The sequence below is a fragment of the Aminobacter sp. P4_D5 genome, from assembly GCF_056401815.1.
Genome location: NZ_JBFUIP010000054.1, coordinates 1 through 21,874, shown reverse-complemented (window position 1 = coordinate 21,874; position 21,874 = coordinate 1). Strand labels below are relative to the sequence as shown.

At 61.6% G+C, this 21,874-nt stretch carries 19 protein-coding genes and 1 pseudogene; 11 read left to right on the top strand and 9 right to left on the bottom strand.

Going from position 1 to position 21,874, the window contains the following annotated elements; genetic code table 11:
- The first annotated feature begins 36 nt into the window (after positions 1-36).
- From AC1DWF_RS14045 to AC1DWF_RS14025, 5 genes and pseudogenes are all read left to right on the top strand, one after another.
- A complete protein-coding gene (locus AC1DWF_RS14045; protein ID WP_476784673.1) occupies positions 37-276 on the top strand; it encodes a nucleotidyltransferase family protein in 240 nt (79 codons plus the stop codon).
- A gap of 26 nt (positions 277-302) precedes the next feature.
- Positions 303-625 (top strand): annotated as a pseudogene (locus AC1DWF_RS14040) (HepT-like ribonuclease domain-containing protein).
- Between the two features lie 65 nt (positions 626-690).
- The gene (locus tag AC1DWF_RS14035) at positions 691-1,161 is read left to right on the top strand and encodes an RDD family protein (protein WP_476784674.1); all 471 of its coding nucleotides are present in this window, start codon (positions 691-693) and stop codon (positions 1,159-1,161) included.
- Between the two features lie 140 nt (positions 1,162-1,301).
- Positions 1,302-2,057: an arginyltransferase gene (locus tag AC1DWF_RS14030; RefSeq protein ID WP_476784675.1), complete on the top strand. Its 756-nt coding sequence runs from the start codon at positions 1,302-1,304 to the stop codon at positions 2,055-2,057.
- A gap of 51 nt (positions 2,058-2,108) precedes the next feature.
- Positions 2,109-3,008, top strand: a complete 900-nt coding sequence (locus AC1DWF_RS14025; RefSeq protein ID WP_476784676.1) for a DMT family transporter — start codon at positions 2,109-2,111, stop codon at positions 3,006-3,008.
- Between the two features lie 5 nt (positions 3,009-3,013).
- Here the strand turns inward: AC1DWF_RS14025 and AC1DWF_RS14020 are convergent, their stop codons facing one another.
- Positions 3,014-4,177 (bottom strand): AI-2E family transporter, encoded by a 1,164-nt coding sequence (locus AC1DWF_RS14020; RefSeq protein ID WP_476784677.1) that lies wholly within the window; start codon positions 4,175-4,177, stop codon positions 3,014-3,016.
- 211 nt (positions 4,178-4,388) lie between these two features.
- A complete protein-coding gene (parC, locus tag AC1DWF_RS14015; protein WP_476841782.1) occupies positions 4,389-6,695 on the bottom strand; it encodes a DNA topoisomerase IV subunit A in 2,307 nt (768 codons plus the stop codon).
- A 266-nt stretch (positions 6,696-6,961) separates the two neighbouring features.
- Between parC and AC1DWF_RS14010 the strand changes: the two genes are divergently transcribed.
- Positions 6,962-8,155: a hypothetical protein gene (locus AC1DWF_RS14010; protein ID WP_476783379.1), complete on the top strand. Its 1,194-nt coding sequence runs from the start codon at positions 6,962-6,964 to the stop codon at positions 8,153-8,155.
- An 84-nt stretch (positions 8,156-8,239) separates the two neighbouring features.
- On the opposite strand, the gene aspS is transcribed toward AC1DWF_RS14010, so the two are convergent.
- Both aspS and AC1DWF_RS14000 read right to left on the bottom strand, forming a co-directional pair.
- A complete protein-coding gene (aspS, locus tag AC1DWF_RS14005) occupies positions 8,240-10,030 on the bottom strand; it encodes an aspartate--tRNA ligase (protein WP_476841781.1) in 1,791 nt (596 codons plus the stop codon).
- Between the two features lie 143 nt (positions 10,031-10,173).
- Positions 10,174-10,596: a GNAT family N-acetyltransferase gene (locus tag AC1DWF_RS14000; protein WP_476783376.1), complete on the bottom strand. Its 423-nt coding sequence runs from the start codon at positions 10,594-10,596 to the stop codon at positions 10,174-10,176.
- Positions 10,597-10,772: 176 nt separating this feature from the next.
- Between AC1DWF_RS14000 and AC1DWF_RS13995 the strand changes: the two genes are divergently transcribed.
- Positions 10,773-12,017, top strand: a complete 1,245-nt coding sequence (locus AC1DWF_RS13995; protein WP_476783375.1) for an MFS transporter — start codon at positions 10,773-10,775, stop codon at positions 12,015-12,017.
- Between the two features lie 85 nt (positions 12,018-12,102).
- Positions 12,103-13,269, top strand: a complete 1,167-nt coding sequence (rnd, locus tag AC1DWF_RS13990) for a ribonuclease D (RefSeq protein ID WP_476783374.1) — start codon at positions 12,103-12,105, stop codon at positions 13,267-13,269.
- A 10-nt stretch (positions 13,270-13,279) separates the two neighbouring features.
- On the opposite strand, the gene AC1DWF_RS13985 is transcribed toward rnd, so the two are convergent.
- Positions 13,280-13,699: an MAPEG family protein gene (locus tag AC1DWF_RS13985; protein ID WP_476783373.1), complete on the bottom strand. Its 420-nt coding sequence runs from the start codon at positions 13,697-13,699 to the stop codon at positions 13,280-13,282.
- A gap of 265 nt (positions 13,700-13,964) precedes the next feature.
- Here AC1DWF_RS13985 and AC1DWF_RS13980 point away from each other — a divergent pair, with 265 nt between their 5' ends.
- Complete coding sequence (locus AC1DWF_RS13980) at positions 13,965-14,963, top strand: hypothetical protein (protein ID WP_476804465.1); 999 nt, start codon at positions 13,965-13,967, stop codon at positions 14,961-14,963.
- Positions 14,964-14,979: 16 nt separating this feature from the next.
- Here AC1DWF_RS13980 and AC1DWF_RS13975 read toward each other — a convergent pair whose 3' ends face one another.
- The gene (locus AC1DWF_RS13975; protein ID WP_476783371.1) at positions 14,980-15,525 is read right to left on the bottom strand and encodes a hypothetical protein; all 546 of its coding nucleotides are present in this window, start codon (positions 15,523-15,525) and stop codon (positions 14,980-14,982) included.
- Between the two features lie 5 nt (positions 15,526-15,530).
- A complete protein-coding gene (gene guaB, locus AC1DWF_RS13970; protein WP_476783370.1) occupies positions 15,531-17,033 on the bottom strand; it encodes an IMP dehydrogenase in 1,503 nt (500 codons plus the stop codon).
- Positions 17,034-17,351: 318 nt separating this feature from the next.
- Here guaB and AC1DWF_RS13965 point away from each other — a divergent pair, with 318 nt between their 5' ends.
- Positions 17,352-18,761: an MFS transporter gene (locus tag AC1DWF_RS13965; RefSeq protein ID WP_476783369.1), complete on the top strand. Its 1,410-nt coding sequence runs from the start codon at positions 17,352-17,354 to the stop codon at positions 18,759-18,761.
- Here the strand turns inward: AC1DWF_RS13965 and AC1DWF_RS13960 are convergent.
- Complete coding sequence (locus tag AC1DWF_RS13960; protein WP_476788634.1) at positions 18,756-19,478, bottom strand: RlmE family RNA methyltransferase; 723 nt, start codon at positions 19,476-19,478, stop codon at positions 18,756-18,758. The genes AC1DWF_RS13965 and AC1DWF_RS13960 overlap by 6 nt on opposite strands.
- Complete coding sequence (locus tag AC1DWF_RS13955; protein WP_476788633.1) at positions 19,475-20,827, bottom strand: Ppx/GppA phosphatase family protein; 1,353 nt, start codon at positions 20,825-20,827, stop codon at positions 19,475-19,477. Before AC1DWF_RS13955 ends, AC1DWF_RS13960 begins: the two co-directional genes overlap by 4 nt.
- A 291-nt stretch (positions 20,828-21,118) precedes the next feature.
- Between AC1DWF_RS13955 and AC1DWF_RS13950 the strand changes: the two genes are divergently transcribed.
- Positions 21,119-21,874, top strand: a 756-nt coding sequence (locus AC1DWF_RS13950) for a lysylphosphatidylglycerol synthase transmembrane domain-containing protein (protein ID WP_476841780.1), incomplete at its 3' end; no start/stop codon positions are given.

The window sequence follows — 21,874 nt, the reverse complement described above, 5'->3', positions numbered from 1 at the left end:
AGGAGACTTCAACAGAACGCCGATGCAATTCGCAGCATGGGCGCGACCTCGCTTTACCTGTTCGACTCGACGGCACGCAACGAGCAGTCTCAAGACAGCGATCTCGACCTTTTCATCGACTATGACGCGGGACGTCGCTTCTCGCTGGTCGACCTTGTCGGGATCAAACAGTTGCTGGAAGAGGCAATGGCCGTCGACGTGGACCTTACAACGCGCGACAGCCTGCACCCGCAGTTGAAGGACGACATCGAACGGTCCGCCATTCGTGTGTTCTGACGGCAGGACTTAAGGTCGGCCCTATTTTGGCGGAAATCCTTGATGCGCTTGACGGCATCGAGGCTGCAACTGCCGGCAAGACGCTGCAGGATTTCCAGGACGACTGGCCTTTGAAGCATGGTGTCCAACGCGGTATCGAGATCATCTCGGAAGCTGCGCGGCATCTGCCGGACGAGTTGCTCGACCACGCCCCTGAAGTTCCCTGGAAACAGACATCGGCAACGTGCTACGGCACGAATATCACAAGATCGCGGATCCCATTGTCTGGGCAGTCGTGACCGACCATCTGCCGGAATTGCGAACTGCCGTGGGACGTCTTTCGGCAAGTCTCGACAAGCCTGAATCTTGAAATCTGCGTCCAATTTCCCCATTTGAATTGGCGCGCGGGCAATTTCGCTCGCCATTGAGGATATTATGACCGCACGCGTTCTGGACGGCGAAATCATCACCAACAGGCTTGAGGATACGCGCGCCTATGACGGTGTTCGCACGCGCCGCATCCTGGCTTTCCTGATCGACTATCTGATCGTCGGTCTTTTGATGATCCCCTTCGCCATCATCATCCTGCTTCTCGGCATCCTGACGCTCGGCCTCGGCTGGGCGCTGTTTGGCATCCTGTTCCCCGCGGTGGCACTGCTCTATATCTGGTCGACGCTCGGCGGGCCCAACCAGGCGACAACCGGCATGCGCATAATGGGTATCCGGCTCGACCGCCTCGACGGCAAGCCGATCGATGGTCTTCTCGCGGTCGTTCACTCGGTCCTGTTTTGGGCCGGTAACGTGGTTTTGACTCCGCTGGTGCTGCTGGTGACGCTGTTTTCCGACCGCAAGCGCGCGCTGCACGACCTGCTGCTCGGCACCGTGGTCAGCCGCAGCGACAGCTAAAATTGCCATTCGGCGAGTCAAAACGGGCAGTTGCGGCAAAATGTGAAGGCAAAGAATCCACCTGCCTTCATATTCATGTTGAATTTTTCGCCGGTAGCGCCAAGCTAGGGAACATTGATTGGGAGTCTTCCTGACGCTCGATGACGCAGCATCCGACCCATTCTCCGCAATTCTTCCTGACGGCGCCGTCCCCCTGCCCCTATCTTGAGGGGCAGTTCGAGCGGAAAGTCTTCACTCACCTTGTGGGTGACAAGGCGCCTGAGATGAACGACCTGTTGACCCAGGGCGGCTTCCGGCGTTCTCAGAACATCGCCTACCGGCCGGCCTGCGAAACCTGCAGGGCCTGCGTCTCCGTCCGCATCCTGGCTCAGGAATTCAAGGCCACGCGCAACATGCGCCGGGTGGTCGAGCGCAACTCCGACCTCGTCGGCGCCATGCACGACGCAGAACCCTCGACCGAGCAATACTCGCTGTTCCGCTCCTATCTCGACGCGCGCCACCGCAAGGGCGGCATGTCCGACATGACCGTGCTCGACTACGCCATGATGGTCGAAGACACCCATGTCGATACCAAGGTGATCGAATACCGCCGGCGCGGCCCCGACACCTTCATCACCGGCCAGGGCCAGGGCGAACTGATGGCGGTGGCACTGACCGACAAGATGTCGGACGGGCTGTCGATGGTTTATTCCTACTACAATCCGGAAATGGACGAGCGGTCGCTTGGCACTTACATGATCCTCGACCATATTGCCCGCGCGCGCGCCATGGGCCTGCCCCACGTCTATCTTGGCTACTGGGTCAACGGTTCGCGCAAGATGAACTATAAGGTACGCTTCACACCGCAGGAACATCTCGGCATGAAGGGCTGGGAGCGTTTCGAAGGCAACATTTGAGCATGTCCGGCCCGTTTTCCACGCTGCCGTCGACCATCTGGCAGGGAAATCGTGGCAAACACTCAATCGAACCACTCCAAGGGACTGTTGCTGACCGGACTCGGCGGGCTGGCGCTGACCGTCGACATTCCGCTGATCAAGCTTGCCGACGGCAACAACTGGTCGATCCTGTTGATGCGAAGCGGGGTGACGTTCGTCGCGGCGATCGTCATCTGGCTGGTCTGGCGCTCGTTCAGCCGTAACGCACCGCAACTCATTCCAGGCCGGGCAGGCCTTGTGGTCGCCGGTCTCTACGGCCTCGGCTCGATCGCCTTCATCACTGCCGTCTACAACACCTCGACAGCCAATCTGGTGTTCATCCTGGCCTTCAACACCGTGTTTGCGGCGGTGCTGTCATGGGTATTCCTCAGGGAAAGGCCACGACCGGCAACCATGCTTGCCATGCTGGCTATGGTCGGGGGCGTGCTGATCATCGTTGGAAGCTCGATCGGCACCGGCCATCTGTTCGGCGACCTGATGGCCGTATGCTCGGCCTTCTGCATCGCCTCGGCCATCACAATTTCGCGCTCAAGCGGCAAGGACATGGGCTTCACGGCGCTTGTCGGCGTTTTGCTGCCCTGCCTGGTCGCCGCCTTCATGGTTTCCAAGACGGGCTTCAAGGTCGAAGCGCCGTGGTGGATCATCTTCAACGGCGCAGTGATCATGCCGATCTCGTTCTTCTGCCTCGCCAACGGCCCGAAATACATCTCCGGGCCAGAAGTCGCGATGTTCTACCTGCTCGAGACGGTGCTAGCGCCGATCTGGGTGTGGATGATCTTCGCCGAGGTGCCGACGCGCAACAGCCTGATCGGCGGAGCGATCCTCATCGCCACGCTCGTCGCCCACTCGGCCTGGCAGCTTGCTGAAGGCCGCAGACGTCGGGCAAGTGCCGCCGTCCAACAGGCCGTGTGAGCGCCCTAACCGGCCTTTGTTCGCTTGGACGGCAGGTCCTCTCGGGAAGCCTCGATGGTGCGCGTGCTATCGCCCTCGGCTAGCACATTGGCACCGATCATAGCCGCCTCGTCGTTTAGCTCGATCTCGCGAATCCACTCGCGCCAGATGGCGACCAGCAGCGCCATCAGCACAGGGCCGATGAACAGGCCTAGAAAGCCCATCGTCTTGACGCCGCCGATGAGGCCGAAGAAGGTTGGCAGGAACGGCAGCTTGATCGGCCCGCCGACGAGCTTGGGGCGCAGCGTCTTGTCGACGATGAAGAGTTCGATCGAGCCCCAGGCGAACAGGGCGATGCCGGCAATCGGCGAGCCGCTGGCGATCAGATAGACTGAGACCAGGCTGAACGACAATGGCGCGCCACCGGGGATCAGCGCCATGAAGCCGGTAATGACGCCAAGCGTCACCGGCGACGGCACGCCGGCGAGCCAATAGGCGACGCCGAGCACCACGCCTTCGCCAATCGCGATCAGCGTCATGCCGGTGACGGTGGCGCTGATCGTCGCGGGGACAACGCGCGAAATGCGCTCCCAGCGCATCGGAAAGATGCGTTCACCCAGCCCGTCGAGCTGGGCGACGAAGGATTCGCCATCACGGTAGGTGAAAAACAAGGCGATCAGCATGAACAGCAGCGTCAGAATGATGCCGAAGGCGCTGCCACCGGCGGCAAGCACGCCGCGATAGATGGTGCCGATATTGGCGCCGCTGACGAGCTGGATCAGTTCGCCGATCGCGCCGGGATGGCCGACATAACGCGCCCACTGCTCGTTCAGCCAATCGCCGACGACTGGAAGGTTCAATATCCAACCCGGCGTCGGCGCGCCATGACGATTGGTCTCCAATGCCCAGCCGACCCATTCGCGGATCTCGTTAACGGTGTAGGTCGCGGCAAAGGAAATCGGCACGACGAGGAAGGCGATGATGAACAGCAGCGCCAGCGTGGCGCCAATGGTCCTGTTGCCATCGACCGCCGTCAAAAGCCGGCGATAGAGCGGCCAACTGGCAAAGGCGATGACCAGTGCTGCCAGCACCGGCACCAGGAAGCCGTGAAAGAAATAGATTCCCGCCGCAACGATCAGCACCAGCAGCCAGCGCGCCGCCGAAAGCGGCGGCACCAAGGCTGCACGCATGGGCTGGGACGGGCCGAACAGCCTCGGCTCTCGCTCCGGTTTGCGGGGATTGGTCACATTCAAAGGCCTAGATCTCCTCGGCCCTGCATTGGACCCGTGTTAACGCCCGGCGCGAGCTTCGCAGCCGATGAGGAGATCATAGAGGCTATTGCGGTGCCGCGCACGAAAACTTTGCCGCACCGCACCCGCTCAATGCGTCATTTTTTCGCCCTTAGCCAAAGCGTCCAGTGCGCGGAAAACCCTTGGGCACCATCCGTCCAGCTGTGGCACGCGTGCCGATCCATTCGAGCAACTCCTCGCGTGACCGGGTGAAGGTGCGTTCGGCTGAGTCCAGCCAGCTGAGACCGTTTTCCATCGTGAAGGGCTTCATGTCGAGCACGCCGCCGTCCTTGTACTTCTGCAGCCTGACGCCCTTGCCGCGCGTCATCTCGGGGATCTGCTCAAGCGGGAAGACCAGCATCTTGCGGTTTTCGCCGACGATGGCGAGATGGTCGCCCACAAGCGGTATGCAGCGCTTGGCTTCGTCGGGCGACTTGACGTTCATCACCTGCTTGCCCTTGCGGGTGTTGGCGACGACCTCTTCTTCGACAACGACAAAACCATTGCCCTCATGGGAGACGAGCAGCAGCTTGCGCTTGGGCTCATGGACAAAGGCGGTGACGATGTCCTGATCATTGTCCATATCGACGATGATACGGATCGGTTCGCCATGGCCACGCCCGCCCGGCAAGCGATCGGCACCGATGGTGTAGAACTTGCCGCCAGTGGTGAAGACCAGGATCTTGTCGGTGGTCTGGGCGTGGAAAGCGAGCTTGAGGCTGTCGCCTTCCTTGAAGGTGAGCAGCGAATAGTCGGCGAGATGGCCCTTCATCGCCCGCAGCCAGCCCTTTTCCGAGACGACAACCGTCACCGGCTCCTTCTCGATCATGGCGTGCGCGATATCGGTCAGGTCGTGGTCGGGCGCTTCGGCGAAAACGGTGCGGCGACGGCCAAGCTTGGTGTCGGGACCATAGTGCCTGCGGACCTCGCTCACTTCCCACTTGATGGTCGCCCACTGCTTGGCGTCTGACGCCAGCAACGCTTCGATCTGGCTCTTTTCAGTGCTCAGCGCGTCGAATTCCTTGCGGATTTCGAACTCTTCGAGCTTGCGCAACGCCCGCAGGCGCATGTTGAGGATGGCTTCGGCCTGATTGTCCGTCAGGCCCCAGCGCGCCATCATTGTGCGCTTGGGCTCATCCTCCTCGCGGATGATACGGATCACCTCATCGATATTGAGGTAGGCGATCAGGTAGCCGCCAAGGATTTCAAGGCGCTTTTCAATCTCGCCGAGACGGAACTTCGAGCGGCGAACCAGCACCTCGCGGCGGTGATCCAGCCATTCGCGCAGCACGCTCTTGAGCGACAGCACGTTCGGCACCTTGCCGCGCGACAGCACGTTCATGTTGAGCGGGAAGCGGCTTTCGAGCTCGGTGAGCTTGAACAGCGATTCCATCAACAGGCCCGGATCGACAGTACGGCTCTTGGGCACCAGAACGACACGGATGTCTTCGGCACTCTCGTCGCGGATATCCTCAAGCAGCGGCAATTTACGGGCGATCAAGAGCTCGGCGATCTTTTCGATCAGCCGCGACTTCTGCACGCCATAGGGAATTTCGGTGACGACGAGGTTCCAGGTGCCCCTGCCCTGGTCTTCCTGCTGCCACGTGGCACGCATGCGAAAGCCGCCACGCCCCGTCTCGTAGGCGTTGACGATGGAGGCCCAGTCGTCGTCGATGCTGCCGCCAGTGGGCAGATCGGGACCGCGCACCTTGCAGGCCAGGCGCAGTTCGGGATCGTCCTTGATGCGCTCCCATTCACCTGGGGAAGTCATCAAGTCAGTGACGGAAGCGTCCGGATTGTCGATAAGATACAGGGCTGCACTGCACAGCTCGGCTGCGTTGTGCGGCGGGATCGACGTCGCCATGCCAACTGCGATGCCCGACGAACCATTGGCGAGTAGATTGGGAAACGCACCCGGCAGAACGACAGGTTCTTCGTCCTCTTCATTGTAGGTCGGGCGGTAGTCGACGGCATCCTCGGTGATGCCTTCGAGCAGCGAGACCGACACTTCGGTCATGCGCGCTTCSGTGTARCGCATGGCSGCGGCRYTATCGCCGTCGATATTGCCGAARTTGCCCTGCCCSTCGACGAGCGGATAGCGGACCGAAAAATCCTGCGCGAGGCGCACCAGCGCGTCGTAGATCGACTGGTCGCCATGCGGGTGGAACTTACCCATGACCTCGCCGACGATGCGAGCGCATTTGGCAAAACCCTGGTCCGGATTGAGCCTGAGCAGCCGCATGGCGTGCATGATGCGGCGATGGACCGGTTTCAGTCCGTCGCGCACATCCGGCAATGCCCGGTGCATGATGGTCGACAGCGCATAGGCCAGATAGCGCTCTTCGAGCGCCTTCTTCAGATCGACCGGTTCAATGTTGTCGCCGCTACCGTTTCCGGGCGGCAAAAGCGCTTTTCCCATGGGGTTGGACTAGCGGAACGGGTGATTCGCGACAAGGGCATTCGGCGAAAGCAAGAGTGTCGCGGTGCCGCATGCGAACAAGTTTGATTGCAAGGCAATGCTGCCGTTCCGGACAACCAACCCTTCACCATTCTTGCGTGTACTGCGCGCCAATGGTTGCCTTTTCGCGCGAATTGCGGCCAATGTCGCCGCAATGCCTTTTTCCAGTCCAGTTCCTGGCGGACAGGAGAGGCGTGAACGAATCCTCACAGTCTCAGGGAACCATGATGACGCAATACCGCTCTGCATTCAGCAAGCTCGCACTATCGACCTTTCTCTTTACGCTTCCGCTCAATGCAGCACTGGCCCAGGATGCAACCGCGGTCGCAGAAAGGCTGAAGAGCGTACTGGCGGCCCAGAACATGACGCTCGGCTGGACCAGCGTGACTGGCGACGCTTCCAATGCCGTGCTCGAAGGGGCGAGCATCGCGATGGCCGGCGAAGGCAAGCCGCTTTCCATCGGCAAGGTCACGCTCAGCGGCATCACCGAAGAAAACCGCGGCTACAAGATCGAGGCCATTACCACCGAGCCCTATAGCGTCACCGAAGGCACGGCAAAGGTCGACATCAGCCCGCTGACGCTCGGCAATGTGACGCTGCCGGCAACGGACTCAACCGACTTGCTCGCGTCGTTTTTGATGTACGAAACCGCAACTCTCGACAATGTCAGTGTCAAGGTTGGCGACAAGCAAGCCTTCCAGATGACCAACTTCCAAGCTGAAATTACGCCTCCGGCCGATGGCAATGCCATGGAATTCACCGGTTCTGCCGAGAAGTTCACCGCTGACCTGACCCTTGTCGAAGACCCGCAGTCGAAAGCAGCGATCGAAGCCCTCGGCTACCAGAACATCAGCGGCGACTTCCAGATGGAAGGCAGCTGGCAGCCGACCGACGGCCGCATGGCGCTGTCGAGCTACGACGTCACCGTCGACAACGCCGGCACCTTGGGCATGACCTTTGATCTCGGCGGTTACACTGTCGATTTCCTCAAGTCGGTGCAGGACCTGCAAAAGAAAATGGCCGCCCAGCCGGAAGGCACGGACAACTCGGCTCAGGGCCTCGCCATGCTCGGCCTGATGCAGCAGCTCACCTTCCACGGCGCAACCGTTCGCTTCGATGACGATTCGGTGACCAACAAGGTGCTCGAGTTCCTCGCCAAGCAGCAGAACATGACGGCGAAGGACATCGCCAACCAGGCCAAGGCGATCGTGCCGTTCCTGATGATGGAACTGAACAATCCGGAGCTGGCGACCCAGGTCACCACGGCGGTCACCGCTTATCTCGACAACCCCAAGTCGATCGAGATCGCCGCCAAGCCCGCCTCGCCGGTTCCGTTCGCGCTTTTGGCTGCAAGCGGCATGTCGAACCCCAAGGACCTGCCCAAGACGCTCGGCCTGACGGTCACGGCCAACCAAGACTGATCCTGGCTAAGGCCTGAAACGAAAAAAGCCCGGCAGCGATGCCGGGCTTTTTGCTGAGTCGAAAGAGTCGCTTGCGCGAACTTCTTAAGCTTCTTTCTTAGCTACCGCGACGCGCAGCGACAACTCGCGCAGCTGCTGCGGCGAAGCCTCGGCGGGCGCGTTCATCAGCAGGTCCTGCGCCTGCTGGTTCATCGGGAACAGCGTCACTTCGCGCAGGTTCTTTGCACCGACAAGCAACATGATCACGCGATCGACGCCCGCAGCCATGCCGCCATGCGGAGGTGCGCCATACTGGAAGGCGCGGTAGAGGCCACCGAACTGCTCTTCAACCTCTTCGCGTGTCTTTCCGGTCAGCTCGAACGCCTTGACCATCAGGTCAGGCAGCTGATTGCGGATCGAACCGGACGCGATTTCGAAGCCGTTGCAGACCATGTCGTACTGATAGGCCTTGATGGTCAGCGGATCCTGGCCGTTCAGCGCTTCCAGGCCGCCCTGAGGCATCGAGAACGGATTGTGGGCGAAATCGATCTTCTTTTCGTCTTCCAGCCATTCGTAGAACGGGAAGTCGATGATCCAGCACAGCTCGAAACGCTCGCGGTCGACGAGGTTGAGTTCCTCGCCGGCGCGGGTGCGGGCTGCACCGGCAAACGAAACGAACTTCTTGGGATCGCCGGCAACGAAGAATGCGGCATCGCCATCGGACAGGCCAAGCTGCTGACGAATCGCTTCGGTACGCTCTTCGCCGATATTCTTGGCGATGGGACCGGCACCTTCGAGCTTGTCACCTTCCTTGCGCCAGAAAATGTAGCCGAGACCCGGCTGGCCCTCGCCCTGCGCCCAGGAGTTCATGCGGTCGCAAAACGCGCGCGAACCACCAGTCTTGGCCGGGATCGCCCAGACTTCGACCTTCGGGTTCGAGGCGATCATGCCTGCAAACACCTTGAAGCCCGAACCGTCGAAATGGYTGGTGACTTCCTGGATCTCGATCGGATTGCGCAGGTCGGGCTTGTCGCTGCCGTAGGTGCGCAGCGCCGTATCATAAGGAATGCGGCGGAACTGCTGCGTGACCGGCTTGCCGTCGGCAAACTTCTCGAACACGCCGCGCATCACCGGCTCCATCGTGTTCCAGACGTCTTCCTGGGTGACGAAGCTCATTTCGAGGTCGAGCTGGTAGAATTCGCCCGGCAGACGGTCAGCGCGCGGATCTTCGTCGCGGAAGCARGGSGCGATCTGGAAGTARCGGTCRAAGCCCGCGACCATCRWMAGCTGCTTGTACTGCTGCGGCGCCTGCGGCARCGCRWAGAACTTGCCCGGATGGATGCGCGACGGCACCAGGAAGTCGCGWGCGCCTTCCGGCGACGATGCCGTCAGGATCGGCGTCGAATATTCGGTGAAGCCCTCGTCGGTCATGCGCTTGCGCATTTCGGCGATGATCTTGGTGCGCGCCACGATGTTTTTGTGCAGCGTTTCGCGGCGCAGATCGAGGAAGCGGTACTTGAGACGGATGTCTTCAGGATACTCCGGCTCGCCGAACACCGGCAGCGGCAGTTCCTTGGACGCCGACAGTACTTCGATCTCGCTGGCGAAAACCTCGATCTCACCCGTCGGCAGGTTGCCGTTAACAGCGTCTGCCATGCGCGCCTTGACCTCACCGTCAACGCGGATGACCCACTCGCCACGCACGGTCTCGGCGACCTTGAAGGCGGGCGAATCGGGATCGGCGACGATCTGGGTCAGGCCGTAGTGGTCGCGCATGTCGATGAACAGCAAGCCGCCGTGATCTCGTACGCGATGGACCCAGCCGGACAGGCGAACGGTCGAGCCGACGTCGGATTTCCTCAATTGAGCGCAGGTGTGGCTGCGGTAACGGTGCATGGCAAATATTCCGGTTCGGGCTGTTGTCATACGGCCGGGGCGTCCGATGCGCCCGGGCCGAAATTTGGCGCGAAAAGCGCATGGGTGCCCGGTTTTGTCAAGGTAAAGCCGGCGATGGCGGGGATGCGACCGGGTATTCGCCCTTATGGCTCGAGCCTTTTCTTCAACCAGACGCGGGAATGGCCCGGCGGGAAATCCTCGATGCGCCCGAACTCCTCATATCCCAAGCGTTTGTAGAAGTCCGGCGCCTGGAACGTAAACGAATCGAGATAGACGCCGATGCAGCCGCGCTGGCGGGCTTGTTCTTCGGCCCTTGCCAGCAGTTTCTCGCCAAGTCCCTGCTTGCGGTGCTCGAAGCAGATCCACAGCCAAGCTACAAACAGCCAGGAATATTCGGACACCCCCTTGAGCCCACCGATGGCCCGTCCATCGTCGTCGCGCGCAACGATCCACATGTCTTGTTCGTTGTACGGTCCGGCGATATCGAAGTTGTACTTATCCAAGCCGTCGCCGATCAAACCGGCGGTCTCGTCGTCGATGCTGGTGCTAACGGTCAATGTCGTCATTGCGGCGGCCTCGTTCGTGCCAACAGGCTCCAGCCAAGCGGCCGGACGGCGCGCACGCTAACCGCCTCCGCGGCGGCGACGTTGGCGCAGTCGACGGAATATGTCGCACCAGTGGCTGTCTGCCATTGACCGATCAGGCAAACTGTAGCCACCTCAACTTTTGTATCGCGTGCCTGATGTCCTCCATACGTCCCCTCATCCCGCTCCTGATCACCGCCGGCATCCTGTTGGGCGGCAACGGCCTGCAAAGCACCTTGATTGCGCTGCGCGGCGCGCAGGAAGGCTTTTCGGCGTCGACCATCGGGTTGATGGGTACGGCCTATTTCATGGGCTTCCTGCTCGGCTGCATCTTCATCACGCGCATCATGAAGGCCGTAGGCCACGTCCGGGCCTTCGCGGCACTTGCCGCAATCGCCGCCTCAGCCACGTTGACGCTGGTGCTCGTCATCGACCCGGTGATGTGGTCGGTGATCCGCTTTGCCACAGGCTTCTGCTTCGCCGGGCTTTTCACCGTGATGGAGAGCTGGCTCAATTCCGGCGTCTCGAATCATGACCGCGCCCGAGTGCTCGCCGTTTACCGCATCATCGATATCGGCTCGGTGACAGGCGCGCAGTTCATGATCCCGGTCTTTGGCGCGGGCGGCTTCACCATCTTCGCCATCATGTCGATCATGATCACGCTGTCGCTGGTGCCGGTGTCGCTTGGCGATCGTTCCAATCCAACGCCGCCAGAAGACGTCAAGCTCGACCTCAAGCGGGCGTGGCTGATCTCGCCGCTCGGCAGCATCGGCTGTATTTTCGTCGGCATCACCAACAGCGCCTTCCGTACCCTGAGCCCGATCTACGCCGAACAGATCGGGCTGTCGGTCACCGACGTCGTCACCTTCGTCAGCGTCGGCATCATCGGCGGCGCGCTCATCCAGTATCCGCTCGGCTACATGTCTGACCTGTGGGATCGCCGGATGGTGCTTCTGGTCACCACATTTGGCGCAATGGCCTCGGCACTCATGCTGGTCTTTTTGGCCGGCAATTCGCCGCTGGCCAATTTCGTGCTCGTCTTCATCTTCGGCTCGTTTGCCATGCCGCTTTATTCGCTGTCGGCGGCACACGCCAATGACCGGGCGGAAAAAGGCGAGTTCGTGTTGATCAACGCCGCCCTGATGCTGTTTTATTCGGTCGGCGCCATCGCTGGGCCGCTCGTCGCCTCGATCGTCATGGAGCGATACGGTCCGCATGCGCTATTCAGCTTCAGCGCTGCCGTCTACATCGTGTTCGTGGCAGTCATCGTCTACCGCATGGGATCGCGCTCGCCCGTTCCTGCCGGCCACCGCGGCCGCTTCATAGCACTACTGAGAACATCGCCCATCTTCGCGCGCCTCGCCCGTAAAAATGGGCCGACCGACGGCTCGGACGCCGGCTAGACTTTCCATGCTGGCGCTACAGGTCCTTGACGAAAGGTCGCCCGACTGAAATGGAAAGATAACGCGTTCTGAACAAAGCAATATTATGCATGTAATAACGACCCAGGACGAACTCGAAACCGTCATTGCCGCTCTCGAAAAATCCAACTTCGTCACGGTAGACACCGAGTTCATTCGCGAAACCACTTTCTGGCCCGAGCTCTGCCTGATCCAGATGGCAGCGCCGGGGGTATCGGCGTTGGTCGATCCTCTCGCTCCCGGCCTCGATCTCAAGCCATTCTTTTCGCTGATGGCCAATGAGGCGGTGACCAAGGTTTTCCACGCCGCCCGGCAGGACATCGAAATCGTCTTCCATCTTGGCGGCCTGATCCCGCACCCGGTGTTCGACACCCAGGTTGCAGCGATGGTCTGCGGTTTCGGTGACAGTGTCTCATACGAGCAGATCGTCCAGAAGATCACCGGCGGGCGCATCGACAAGTCGTCGCGCTTCACCGACTGGCGCCACCGGCCGCTATCGGAAAAGCAGCTCGACTACGCCCTGGCCGACGTGACCCACCTGATCGACGTCTATCAGCATCTCGTCGCCGAGCTCGAGCGCGAAGGCCGCGCGGACTGGCTCAAGGAAGAGATGGAGGTGCTGACCTCGCGCGAGACCTACGACCCGCACCCCGAAGACGCCTGGAAGCGGCTCAAGATGCGGCTGCGCAAGCCACAGGAACTGGCCATCGTCCAGGCGGTCGCTGCCTGGCGCGAGCGTGAGGCGCGTGAGCGCAATGTGCCGCGCGGGCGCGTGCTCAAGGACGATGCGATCTATGAGGTGGCCCAGCAGGCGCCACGCGATACTACAGCCCTTTCGCGGCTGCGGACCACACCCAAGGGCTGGGAACGTTCGTCTTCGGCAACCGCTCTGCTGGCGGTCGTCAACGCAGCGCTGGACATGCCACGCGATCAGATGCCCAAACTGCCCAAGACATTCCAGCCGCCGGAAGGCTCAAGTGCCGCCGCAGAGCTGCTCAAGGTGCTTTTGCGCCTGGTCTCCGAGAAGGAAGGCGTCGCCCCCAAGGTGCTCGCTTCCGGCGACGACATCGACCGCATCGCGGCCGAGGGCGAGGCCGCCGACGTCCCTGCCCTTCAGGGCTGGCGCCGCTCGGTATTCGGCGAGACAGCACTGAAGCTGGTGCGCGGCGAGATCGCCATTCGCTTCGACAAGCGCAAGATCGCGGTGTTCGAGATCGAAGCCTCGCAGGCCTGATCGGCGCGGCTCAGACCGCGCCGGCAAGGTGCAAGGCAAACCAGATCCAAAGCAGCCCGAGCACCAGCCACCCCAGAATGAAGGCGCGGCTGCGCATCGTGACCCGGTTCGCAGTCAGGTGGAACCACGCGTGGGCACAACGCGTGGCAACGAACAGCCAGGCAAGCCCAACGCTGACGTAGGAAGCGCCCTCGGTCACATAAAGCGACAGGCACGCGGCGTAAAACAGCACCGGCAATTCAAACTGGTTGATGATGTTGTTGGCGACCGTGACGCTCGATTCCGGTTCGGCCGAGCGTGTCTTGAACTGACTGACCCGCGCCTCGCCTGAGACTACCGCCTCTCTGCGGCGAATGCCGAGCACCACATAGACGATGTAGACCAGAAGAACTTGCGCGAGCATCGGCCAGAAAATGGCGGTCTGGTTCATGGCTTTTTCCTTGAAGAAACAATTGAGATAAAATGACAGTCTGTATTGCGTTCGATTGGCCTTAATGGAGCCTTTACAAGTTCTGATTGAGATTGGGGCACGATATTCCTAACGACGGGAAATGTGTAATGCTCCCCGCAATTGCCAATCGCTACCAACCTGCTCTCGCCGTCATTCAGTCAGCGACCTTGATGCGGGAACGCGTGGCGCGCGAGGAAAATTCCGTTCCTGGCATGCCCCAGGGCAAGCGGCACCCGCCAAAAATATGCAGGCGATCAACGAGCACTATTTCGGCATCAGCCTCACGCCGATGGAGGCAATGTTTGCACTCGTCGAGAAGGCCGTCGACTATCTCAACGGCAAGCTGAAACTGGGCCGCGACGGCGATGCGGACGGCATCAAAGCTGGCAATGAATGGCGCGACGAGGCACTGCGCGACAGCATCAAGGTCAATTCCGACCGCGACTTTTCGATTCCGAAGCCTGGTGAGAATGGAGTCACCTTCCGCGCTGTCGCCAAGATGATCCACGATACCTTCGACACCGGATATCTTTCCCGGGACCCAGACCTCGGAAAGCTGCTCGAAGACACCGTCGGCTTCCGCCTCGACGGCATGAGCGTCGCCGATCTGTTTGAAGCCTTTGTCGAGCCTGAAGGCGACGCCGCCAAGAGGGTCTACGACGTATTGTCGGGCGGACTTGCGGGTCAGCTCGGCGGCAAGGTTACTCAGCGGCTTGAGGCTGCCGCTTCCGGGCCCAAATCGGTCGAGGAGACGGTCGCCGACCAAGGCAAATCGTCCATCGATGTGGTGGACGAAGAAACGCTTGCCGAAGACCTGAAAGCCATCAAGGCGGCAGAGGCCAAGGAAAAACTAGAGGAAGCCGCCGCCATACCGGAGAAGGTCGAAAACGCCCTGAAAGAAGCACGACAGGACGAAAGCAGTGAGAACGGCACTAGCAGTCCGGCAATGGCTGCAGCCGCCATTCAGGCACTAACCGGGCTCGAGAGTGCGGCCTCATCGAAAGCGGTTTCCGACCCTGAAGTCGTGAACATCTCCATCGCCAGAGAAAAGCCTACATACGAAGAGCAGAGCGAACCTGGGCAGAGGCTGGAAACAAGCATCGCCAGCCACGAAGCTGCTGGGACTGCGCCGGACGCGCGCGAACCCAAAACAGATACGCTGCGTGGCGTGCTCGCGCATTATCTCGAATTCATTGAGGCAAACGACAACGACAAGCGTCCAGCGTTTTCGATAAGGCTCTAAGTAGTATGGCTTGAGCCTAACTGTGCGTGCTTCGCTGCCCGGCCAGCAAAAAAGCTCCGAGGACGACAACTGGCATAGCTACCAGCGCGAACTTCGTCACGATCAACCCCGAGGCCAGTGACATCGACCTCGCCCCCGCCGCCGGCGGATCGGAGAGAATGCGCGCGACAACGAAGTTCTGGGCGTAGTCGGCAATCGCATAGGGCAACACCAGCGCAAGCGCTGCGACCGAACGCATGGTTGGAGTTAGGGCAGCAAAGCGCGGCAGGCGTTCACCGGCTTTCAGGATCAAGCTGGCCAGCGTCAGGGAAAGCAGTGCTGGAAAGACCAGATCGAGGGTCAGGTAGTGCCAGACAAGAATGATCTCGGCACCCCGACGCCCGAGTGCTGCGACCCAAGCGAAACCCTCGGCCTCGGAAAAGCCCCAGAACCGCAGGTCGAGCGAGGTCAAGCCACCGCTCAGCCTGCGGAAATAGAGGAATTCCAAGGCGACCATGGCGGCAAACACCACCGCCGTGGCAAAACTCAGAGCCGCCGCGTGACGCCGCAGCCGTACGGTCATTGGCCTCACACCCCGCCGGGGTAATTCGGGCTTTCGCGGGTGATGGTCACGTCGTGGGCGTGGCTCTCGCGCAGGCCAGCATTGGAAATGCGCACGAAAGTGGCACGCTCGCGGAAGTCGGCAAGATCGCGCCCGCCGACATAACCCATCGCAGCCTTGAGGCCGCCCGCCAGCTGATGCAGCACGCCGGCCACGGGACCCTTGTAAGGCACCTGGCCCTCAATGCCTTCAGGCACCAGCTTGAGCGTGTCGCGMACCTCGGCCTGGAAGTAGCGGTCAGCCGAGCCGCGCGCCATCGCACCGACCGAGCCCATGCCGCGATAGGCTTTGAACGAACGGCCCTGGTGCAGATAGACCTCGCCCGGGCTCTCTTCGGTGCCGGCGAGCAACGAGCCGATCATGGCAGCACCAGCACCAGCGGCGAGCGCCTTGGCCAGGTCGCCCGAATATTTGATGCCGCCGTCGGCGATGACCGTCACGCCGGCCTTCTGCGCTGCCTCGACCGCCGACATGATGGCCGAGAGCTGGGGTACACCCACACCGGCAACGATGCGCGTCGTGCAGATCGAACCCGGTCCGATGCCAACCTTGACGGCGTCCGCACCAGCATCGATCAAGGCCCGGGTGCCATCGGCAGTGGCGACGTTGCCGGCCATGATGCGCACGGAGTTGGAGATCTTCTTGGCGCGGGCCACGGCATCGAGCACGCGCTGCGAATGGCCATGCGCAGTGTCGATGACGAGCAGGTCGACGCCCGCGTCTATCAGGCGCTCGGCACGCTCGAAGCCGTCATCGCCAACGCTGGTGGCAGCCGCTGCCCGCAGGCGTCCCTGCCCGTCCTTGGACGCGTTCGGGTTGAGCTGCGACTTCTCCATGTCCTTGACGGTGATGAGGCCGACGCAATTGCCGTGCTTGTCGACGACCAGCAGCTTTTCGATGCGGTGCTGGTGCAAGAGGCGCTTGGCTTCGTCCTGCTCGACCGTCTCCTTGACGGTGATCAGGTTCTCCCGCGTCATCAATTCATAGACCTTCTGCGCCGGGTCGGAAGCAAAGCGCACGTCGCGGTTGGTCAGGATGCCGACGAGGCGCCCGGTCTTTTGACCGCCGCTGCCACCGTTCTCGACGACCGGGATGCCGGAGATGCCATGCGCCCGCATCAGGGCGCGTGCGTCAGCCAGGGTTGCGTCAGGGCCGATGGTAACCGGGTTGACCACCATGCCCGATTCGAACTTCTTGACCTGGCGGACCTGCTCGGCCTGTTCGGCCGGGGTGAAGTTGCGGTGGATGACCCCGATGCCGCCGGCCTGGGACATGGCGATGGCAAGCCGCGCTTCCGTCACCGTGTCCATGGCGGCTGAAATGATCGGAATGTTGAGATCGATGTCACCTGCGATACGGGTGCTGACGTCAGTCTCGCCGGGCATGACCTCGGAATGACCGGGCTGCAATAGCACGTCGTCAAAAGTCAGCGCCAGCGCGCCGGTGGAGGATTCAATGATTTTTGCCATGGCCAACCTCGGAATGCGTCAAAGGACGCTGGAACCATTGGTATGCAGCGCCGACTCGTCTTTTCCCTTTCAGGATTGGCGCTGGCTGGTACCACGTCTTCGGTTCGATGAAAAGCACGTGATGAAGGCCAATCGACGCAGTTCACCGCGGGAACGCATTGCCGAGACCTTGCGTTATGCGAGGGAGGTTAGTGGTTCGAACCGACTGGCCTTGAGAAGCGGCAGGTCCTGGCAGCGGACAGGCAGGCATATCCATGCTAACCCACCGATACGGCTGAGCCAGCGGCCGCTGTTGCAGACTTCAAGCCGGACACTTTCGTGAATAGAACCACGCCGCTGATCCTTGCCGTCGCCTTGTTCATGGAGAACATGGACTCGACGGTCATCGCAACCTCATTGCCGGCGATCGCCACCGACATCGGCACCAGCCCCATTGCGCTCAAGCTTGCGCTGACAGCCTAYCTGGTTTCGCTCGCCATCTTCATCCCGATCAGTTCGTGGATGGCCGACCGTTTCGGCGCGAAGCTCGTCTTCCGCGTTGCAATCGCCGTGTTCATGCTGGGCTCCATCGCTTGCGCCATGTCAGACTCGCTGAGCGCGTTCGTGCTCGCCCGCTTCTTGCAAGGCATGGGCGGATCGATGATGACGCCCGTAGCGCGGCTCGTTCTGGTGCGCACGACGGAAAAGAGCGGACTGGTCGCGGCAATGGCGACGCTGACCATCCCGGCACTCGTCGGCCCATTGATCGGACCACCGGTCGGCGGCTTCATCACCACCTTCTTTACCTGGCACTGGATCTTCCTGATCAACATTCCGATCGGCGTGATCGGCATCTGGCTGTCGGGGATTTTCCTGCCCGAAATACCGCCCGAAGCGACACGGCCGATCGACGTGCCCGGCTTCTTCCTGTCGGCTATCGCTGCATCAGGCGTGGTCTTTGGCCTGTCGGTGGTCAGCTTGCCGGCACTGCCGCCGGCCGTCGGCGCGATCACCATCGTCATCGGCGTGGCCGCCGGCCTGCTTTATGTCCGCCACGCGCGCCGCGCGCCCTACCCGCTGCTCGACCTCAAACTCTTCGCCAATCCGGTTTTCCGCACCGCCATCGTCGGCGGCTCATTGTTTCGCGTCGGCGTTGGCGCGGCTCCATTCCTTTTGCCGCTGCTGTTTCAGCTCGGTTTCGGCCTATCGCCGTTCCAGTCCGGCATGATTACCTTCGCCACCGCAGCAGGTGCGCTATCGATGAAGTTCGTGGCGCCGAGGATCCTGAGGACAGCGGGCTTTCGCAACGTTTTGGTGGTTGCGTCGGTCATGTCGGCCGGCCTGATGGCCGCAAACGCACTGTTCACCCCGCAAACGCCTTATCTGGCGATCCTGTCGGTGCTTTTCCTGGCCGGCTTCCTGCGCTCGCTGTTTTTCACCTCGTCGAACGCGCTGGTCTTTGCCGACATCGAGGCATCCCAGAGCGGCCAGGCAACAGCAATCTCGGCAGTCGCCCAGCAGACTTCGGTGGCTTTGGGCGTGGCCATCGGTGGCGGGGCGCTCGAGATCTGGTCACTGGCCACCGGCCAGGCGATCGGCGGCGCGGGCTTCACCTTTGCATTCCTGACCGTCGCCGTCATTTCGCTGCTGCCGGCGCTCATGTATGCGCGTTTGGCGCCCGATGCCGGCAAGGCCATCTCCGGCCACCGCTTGGCGCGCAATACGGCAGACGAGCCGCAGCAACTATGAGACGTCCGGCTCGGTTTTGCCCTTGAAGTCCTTGGCGAGCAGATAAAGCTCTGCCGATTCTTCGCGCGACGCCGGCGGCTTGACGTGCTGGACGGTGCGGAAATTCTTCTTGAGCAGGGTTAAAAGCTCGGATTCCGTTCCGCCCTGAAACGTCTTGGCCAGGAAGTGGCCGCCAGGCTTGAGCACCGAAATGGCGAAATCGGCGGCGACCTCGCACAGATGCATAGTGCGGATATGGTCGGTGCGGCGATGCCCGGTCGTCGGTGCCGCCATGTCGGACAGCACAAGGTCTGGTGCGCCGCCGAGCGCCTCGGACAGGCGTGCCGGGGCCTCGTCGTCAAGAAAATCCATCAGCAGGACCGGTGCGCCAGGCACCGGATCCATTTCGAGATAGTCGATACCGACGACATGCGGTTTTTCCGCCGTCGAGTTGGTGCGCGCAGCCGCCACCTGGCACCAGCCGCCGGGCGCAGCGCCCAGATCGATGATCTTCATGCCCGGCTTGAGCAGATGGTGCTTGTCGTCGATCTCGATCAGCTTGAAGGCCGCGCGCGAGCGATAACCATCAGCCTTGGAGCGCTGGACGTAAGGATCGTTCATGTGGCGTTCGAGCCAGCGACGCGACGATTCCTTGAGCCCACGCTTCTTCTTGAGCTTGGTGCGGAGCACGCGCGTGGCGCCCGCCGCTACTCCTGGTTTTGTCGGTTTCTTGGTCATACACGCTGTCCGTTCCGCCAGTTGCGGCGCCACACGCCGTCGTCGGCCATCAATTCGCTCAAAATGCCTTCACGCAAGCCGCGATCGGCGACGCGCAGCCTCTCCGACGGCCACACCGCGCGGATGGCCTCGAGGATGGCGCAGCCCGCCAAAACAAGGTCGGCCCGATCAGCGCCGATGCAAGGGTTTGCCACACGCTGGTTGAAGTCCCAGCCGAGCACCTTTTCGACCATCTGGTCGACGCTTGTGCCATCCATCCACAGACCATCGACGCGGCGGCGGTCGTAGCGGTCGAGTTCGAGATGCACGCCGGCAAGCGTCGTTACCGTGCCCGACGTTCCCAGCAAATGGAACTTCGGGCTCGACACGATATGGCTGAGCCGGTCGCGCCCGTCAAACGCGCGCAAACGTGCAGCAACATCCTCGACCATGGCGGCAAAGATCTCGCGCGTCACCGTGCGGCCGCCAAAACGCTCGGCGAGCGAAACCACCCCGACCGGAAGCGACGTCCACGAGACGATGTGATTCGCCAGGCGCGGCGAGCGGTGGCGCGAGACGTCGATCAGCGCAATCTCCGACGAGCCGCCGCCAATGTCGAACAGCACCACGCCATCGGTGTCGCGCTCGACCAGCGACCCACAGCCGGAAACGGCAAGCCGCGCCTCGGTCTGGCGGTCGATGATCTCGAGCTTCAGGCCAGCCTCGCGTTCGACGCGGTCAATGAACTCCGCACCATTTTCTGCCGAACGGCAGGCTTCGGTCGCGATCAGCCGCGCCTTCTTGATCTTGCGGTTGCGCAGCTTGTCGCTGCAGACCTTGAGCGCTTCGACCGCGCGGTCCATCGCCGCCTGGCCGAGTCGTCCTGAAGCCGTGAGCCCCTCGCCGAGCCGCACGATGCGCGAAAAGGCATCGATCACCCGGAACTGCCCGGGCCGGCCGGGCACAGCCACGAGCAGCCGGCAATTGTTGGTGCCGAGGTCGAGTGCGGCAAAAACCGGCAGCTCCGACGTCGGCGCACGACGCGGCTGTTCGGCCTGATCCTGCCTTGCGACAAGGCTTGGCCTTATCGGTGCAACGCTTGGCCGAACAGGCGCCTGCGGGCTGGCTGGCTCAGGCTGGGCGCCACCGGACTGAACACCATCGCGCGCAAATACCTTGCGGCCGCGACGGCGCTTGCGCCTTTTCCTGGTCTTTCCATTGTGTTGCGCAGCGTCCCCATTGCCGTGACCGTTGACCGGTCGCGCGGCGGCCTTACGGCCTTTTTGAGATCGGCCCGCGCCGTGAGGCGACGAAACATTCCCGGAGACACCCGCATCCGACGCACCAGCGACGGGATCGCGGTCCTTCACCTTGCAACTTCCTTCTAGCGCCGCGCGAACCGTTTCGGACGCTGCAGGCGCAATCATTTTGTGTTGCCAACAGAGTATCAGCGCTGGGCGAGTTCACCAAGGCCCGCTCGTGCGGAATTTTGGCCCATCCTTTGCGCATGACCGACCACTTGCATCGAAAACCGCAGCTCGGGTTGAAGTGCCGGCTTCAATGAGGCAAAGCTGAAAGACGATCAGGGACATGCGAGCGGACGCATAGCCAACGCGAGGCACTGAAACGCCAGACAGGAAGGAGCGGGCAAGCGCTGCCGCATGAGAATCAAGGACTATATCTGGCCCGTCATCGGGCTCGGCGCCGTCGCCGTTTCTGCCTGGCTGCTCTATCACGAGTGGCGTGAAATCTCCCTCGACGATGTCTGGAGCGGCCTCACCGCCATCCCCCCGCATGGATGGATGCTTTCGGCCCTCAGTTCTATCGTCGCCTATGCCGCCCTTGCCGGCTACGACCACATGGCACTGCTGCATCTCGGCAAGCGCGTGTCGTGGTTCTTCGTCACCGTCTGCTCCTTCACAACCTATGCGGTGTCGCACAATATTGGCGGATCGGTGTTTTCAGGCGCTGTCATCCGCTATCGTGCTTATGCCACTAAGGGCCTCACCGGCCAGGAAGTGGGCATACTGGTCGGCATTTGCTGGTTCACCTTCGTACTCTCGAGCGTGTTTGTTGGCGCCGCGGTGATTCTGCTCGAACCGGGCCTGCTCGACCGCTACACCGAAGGCAGCCACGAAGGCTGGTGGATCGCACTCGGCATCGCCATGCTGCTGTTCGTTGTCGCTTACGTGTTCGGCAGCTGGCTGCATCTCAAGCCGCTCGCCATTCGCAACTTCCGCCTGCACTATCCCGCTTTGCCCATCGTCGTGCGCCAGCTGATCATCGGCCCGCTGGAGATTCTGGCAGCCGCCGCAATCATCTATTTTGCGCTGCCTGTCGAAAACAATCCGGGCTATCTGATCGTGCTCGGCATCTTCCTTTTTTCCTTTGCCGTCGCGCAGGCCTCGCATGCGCCA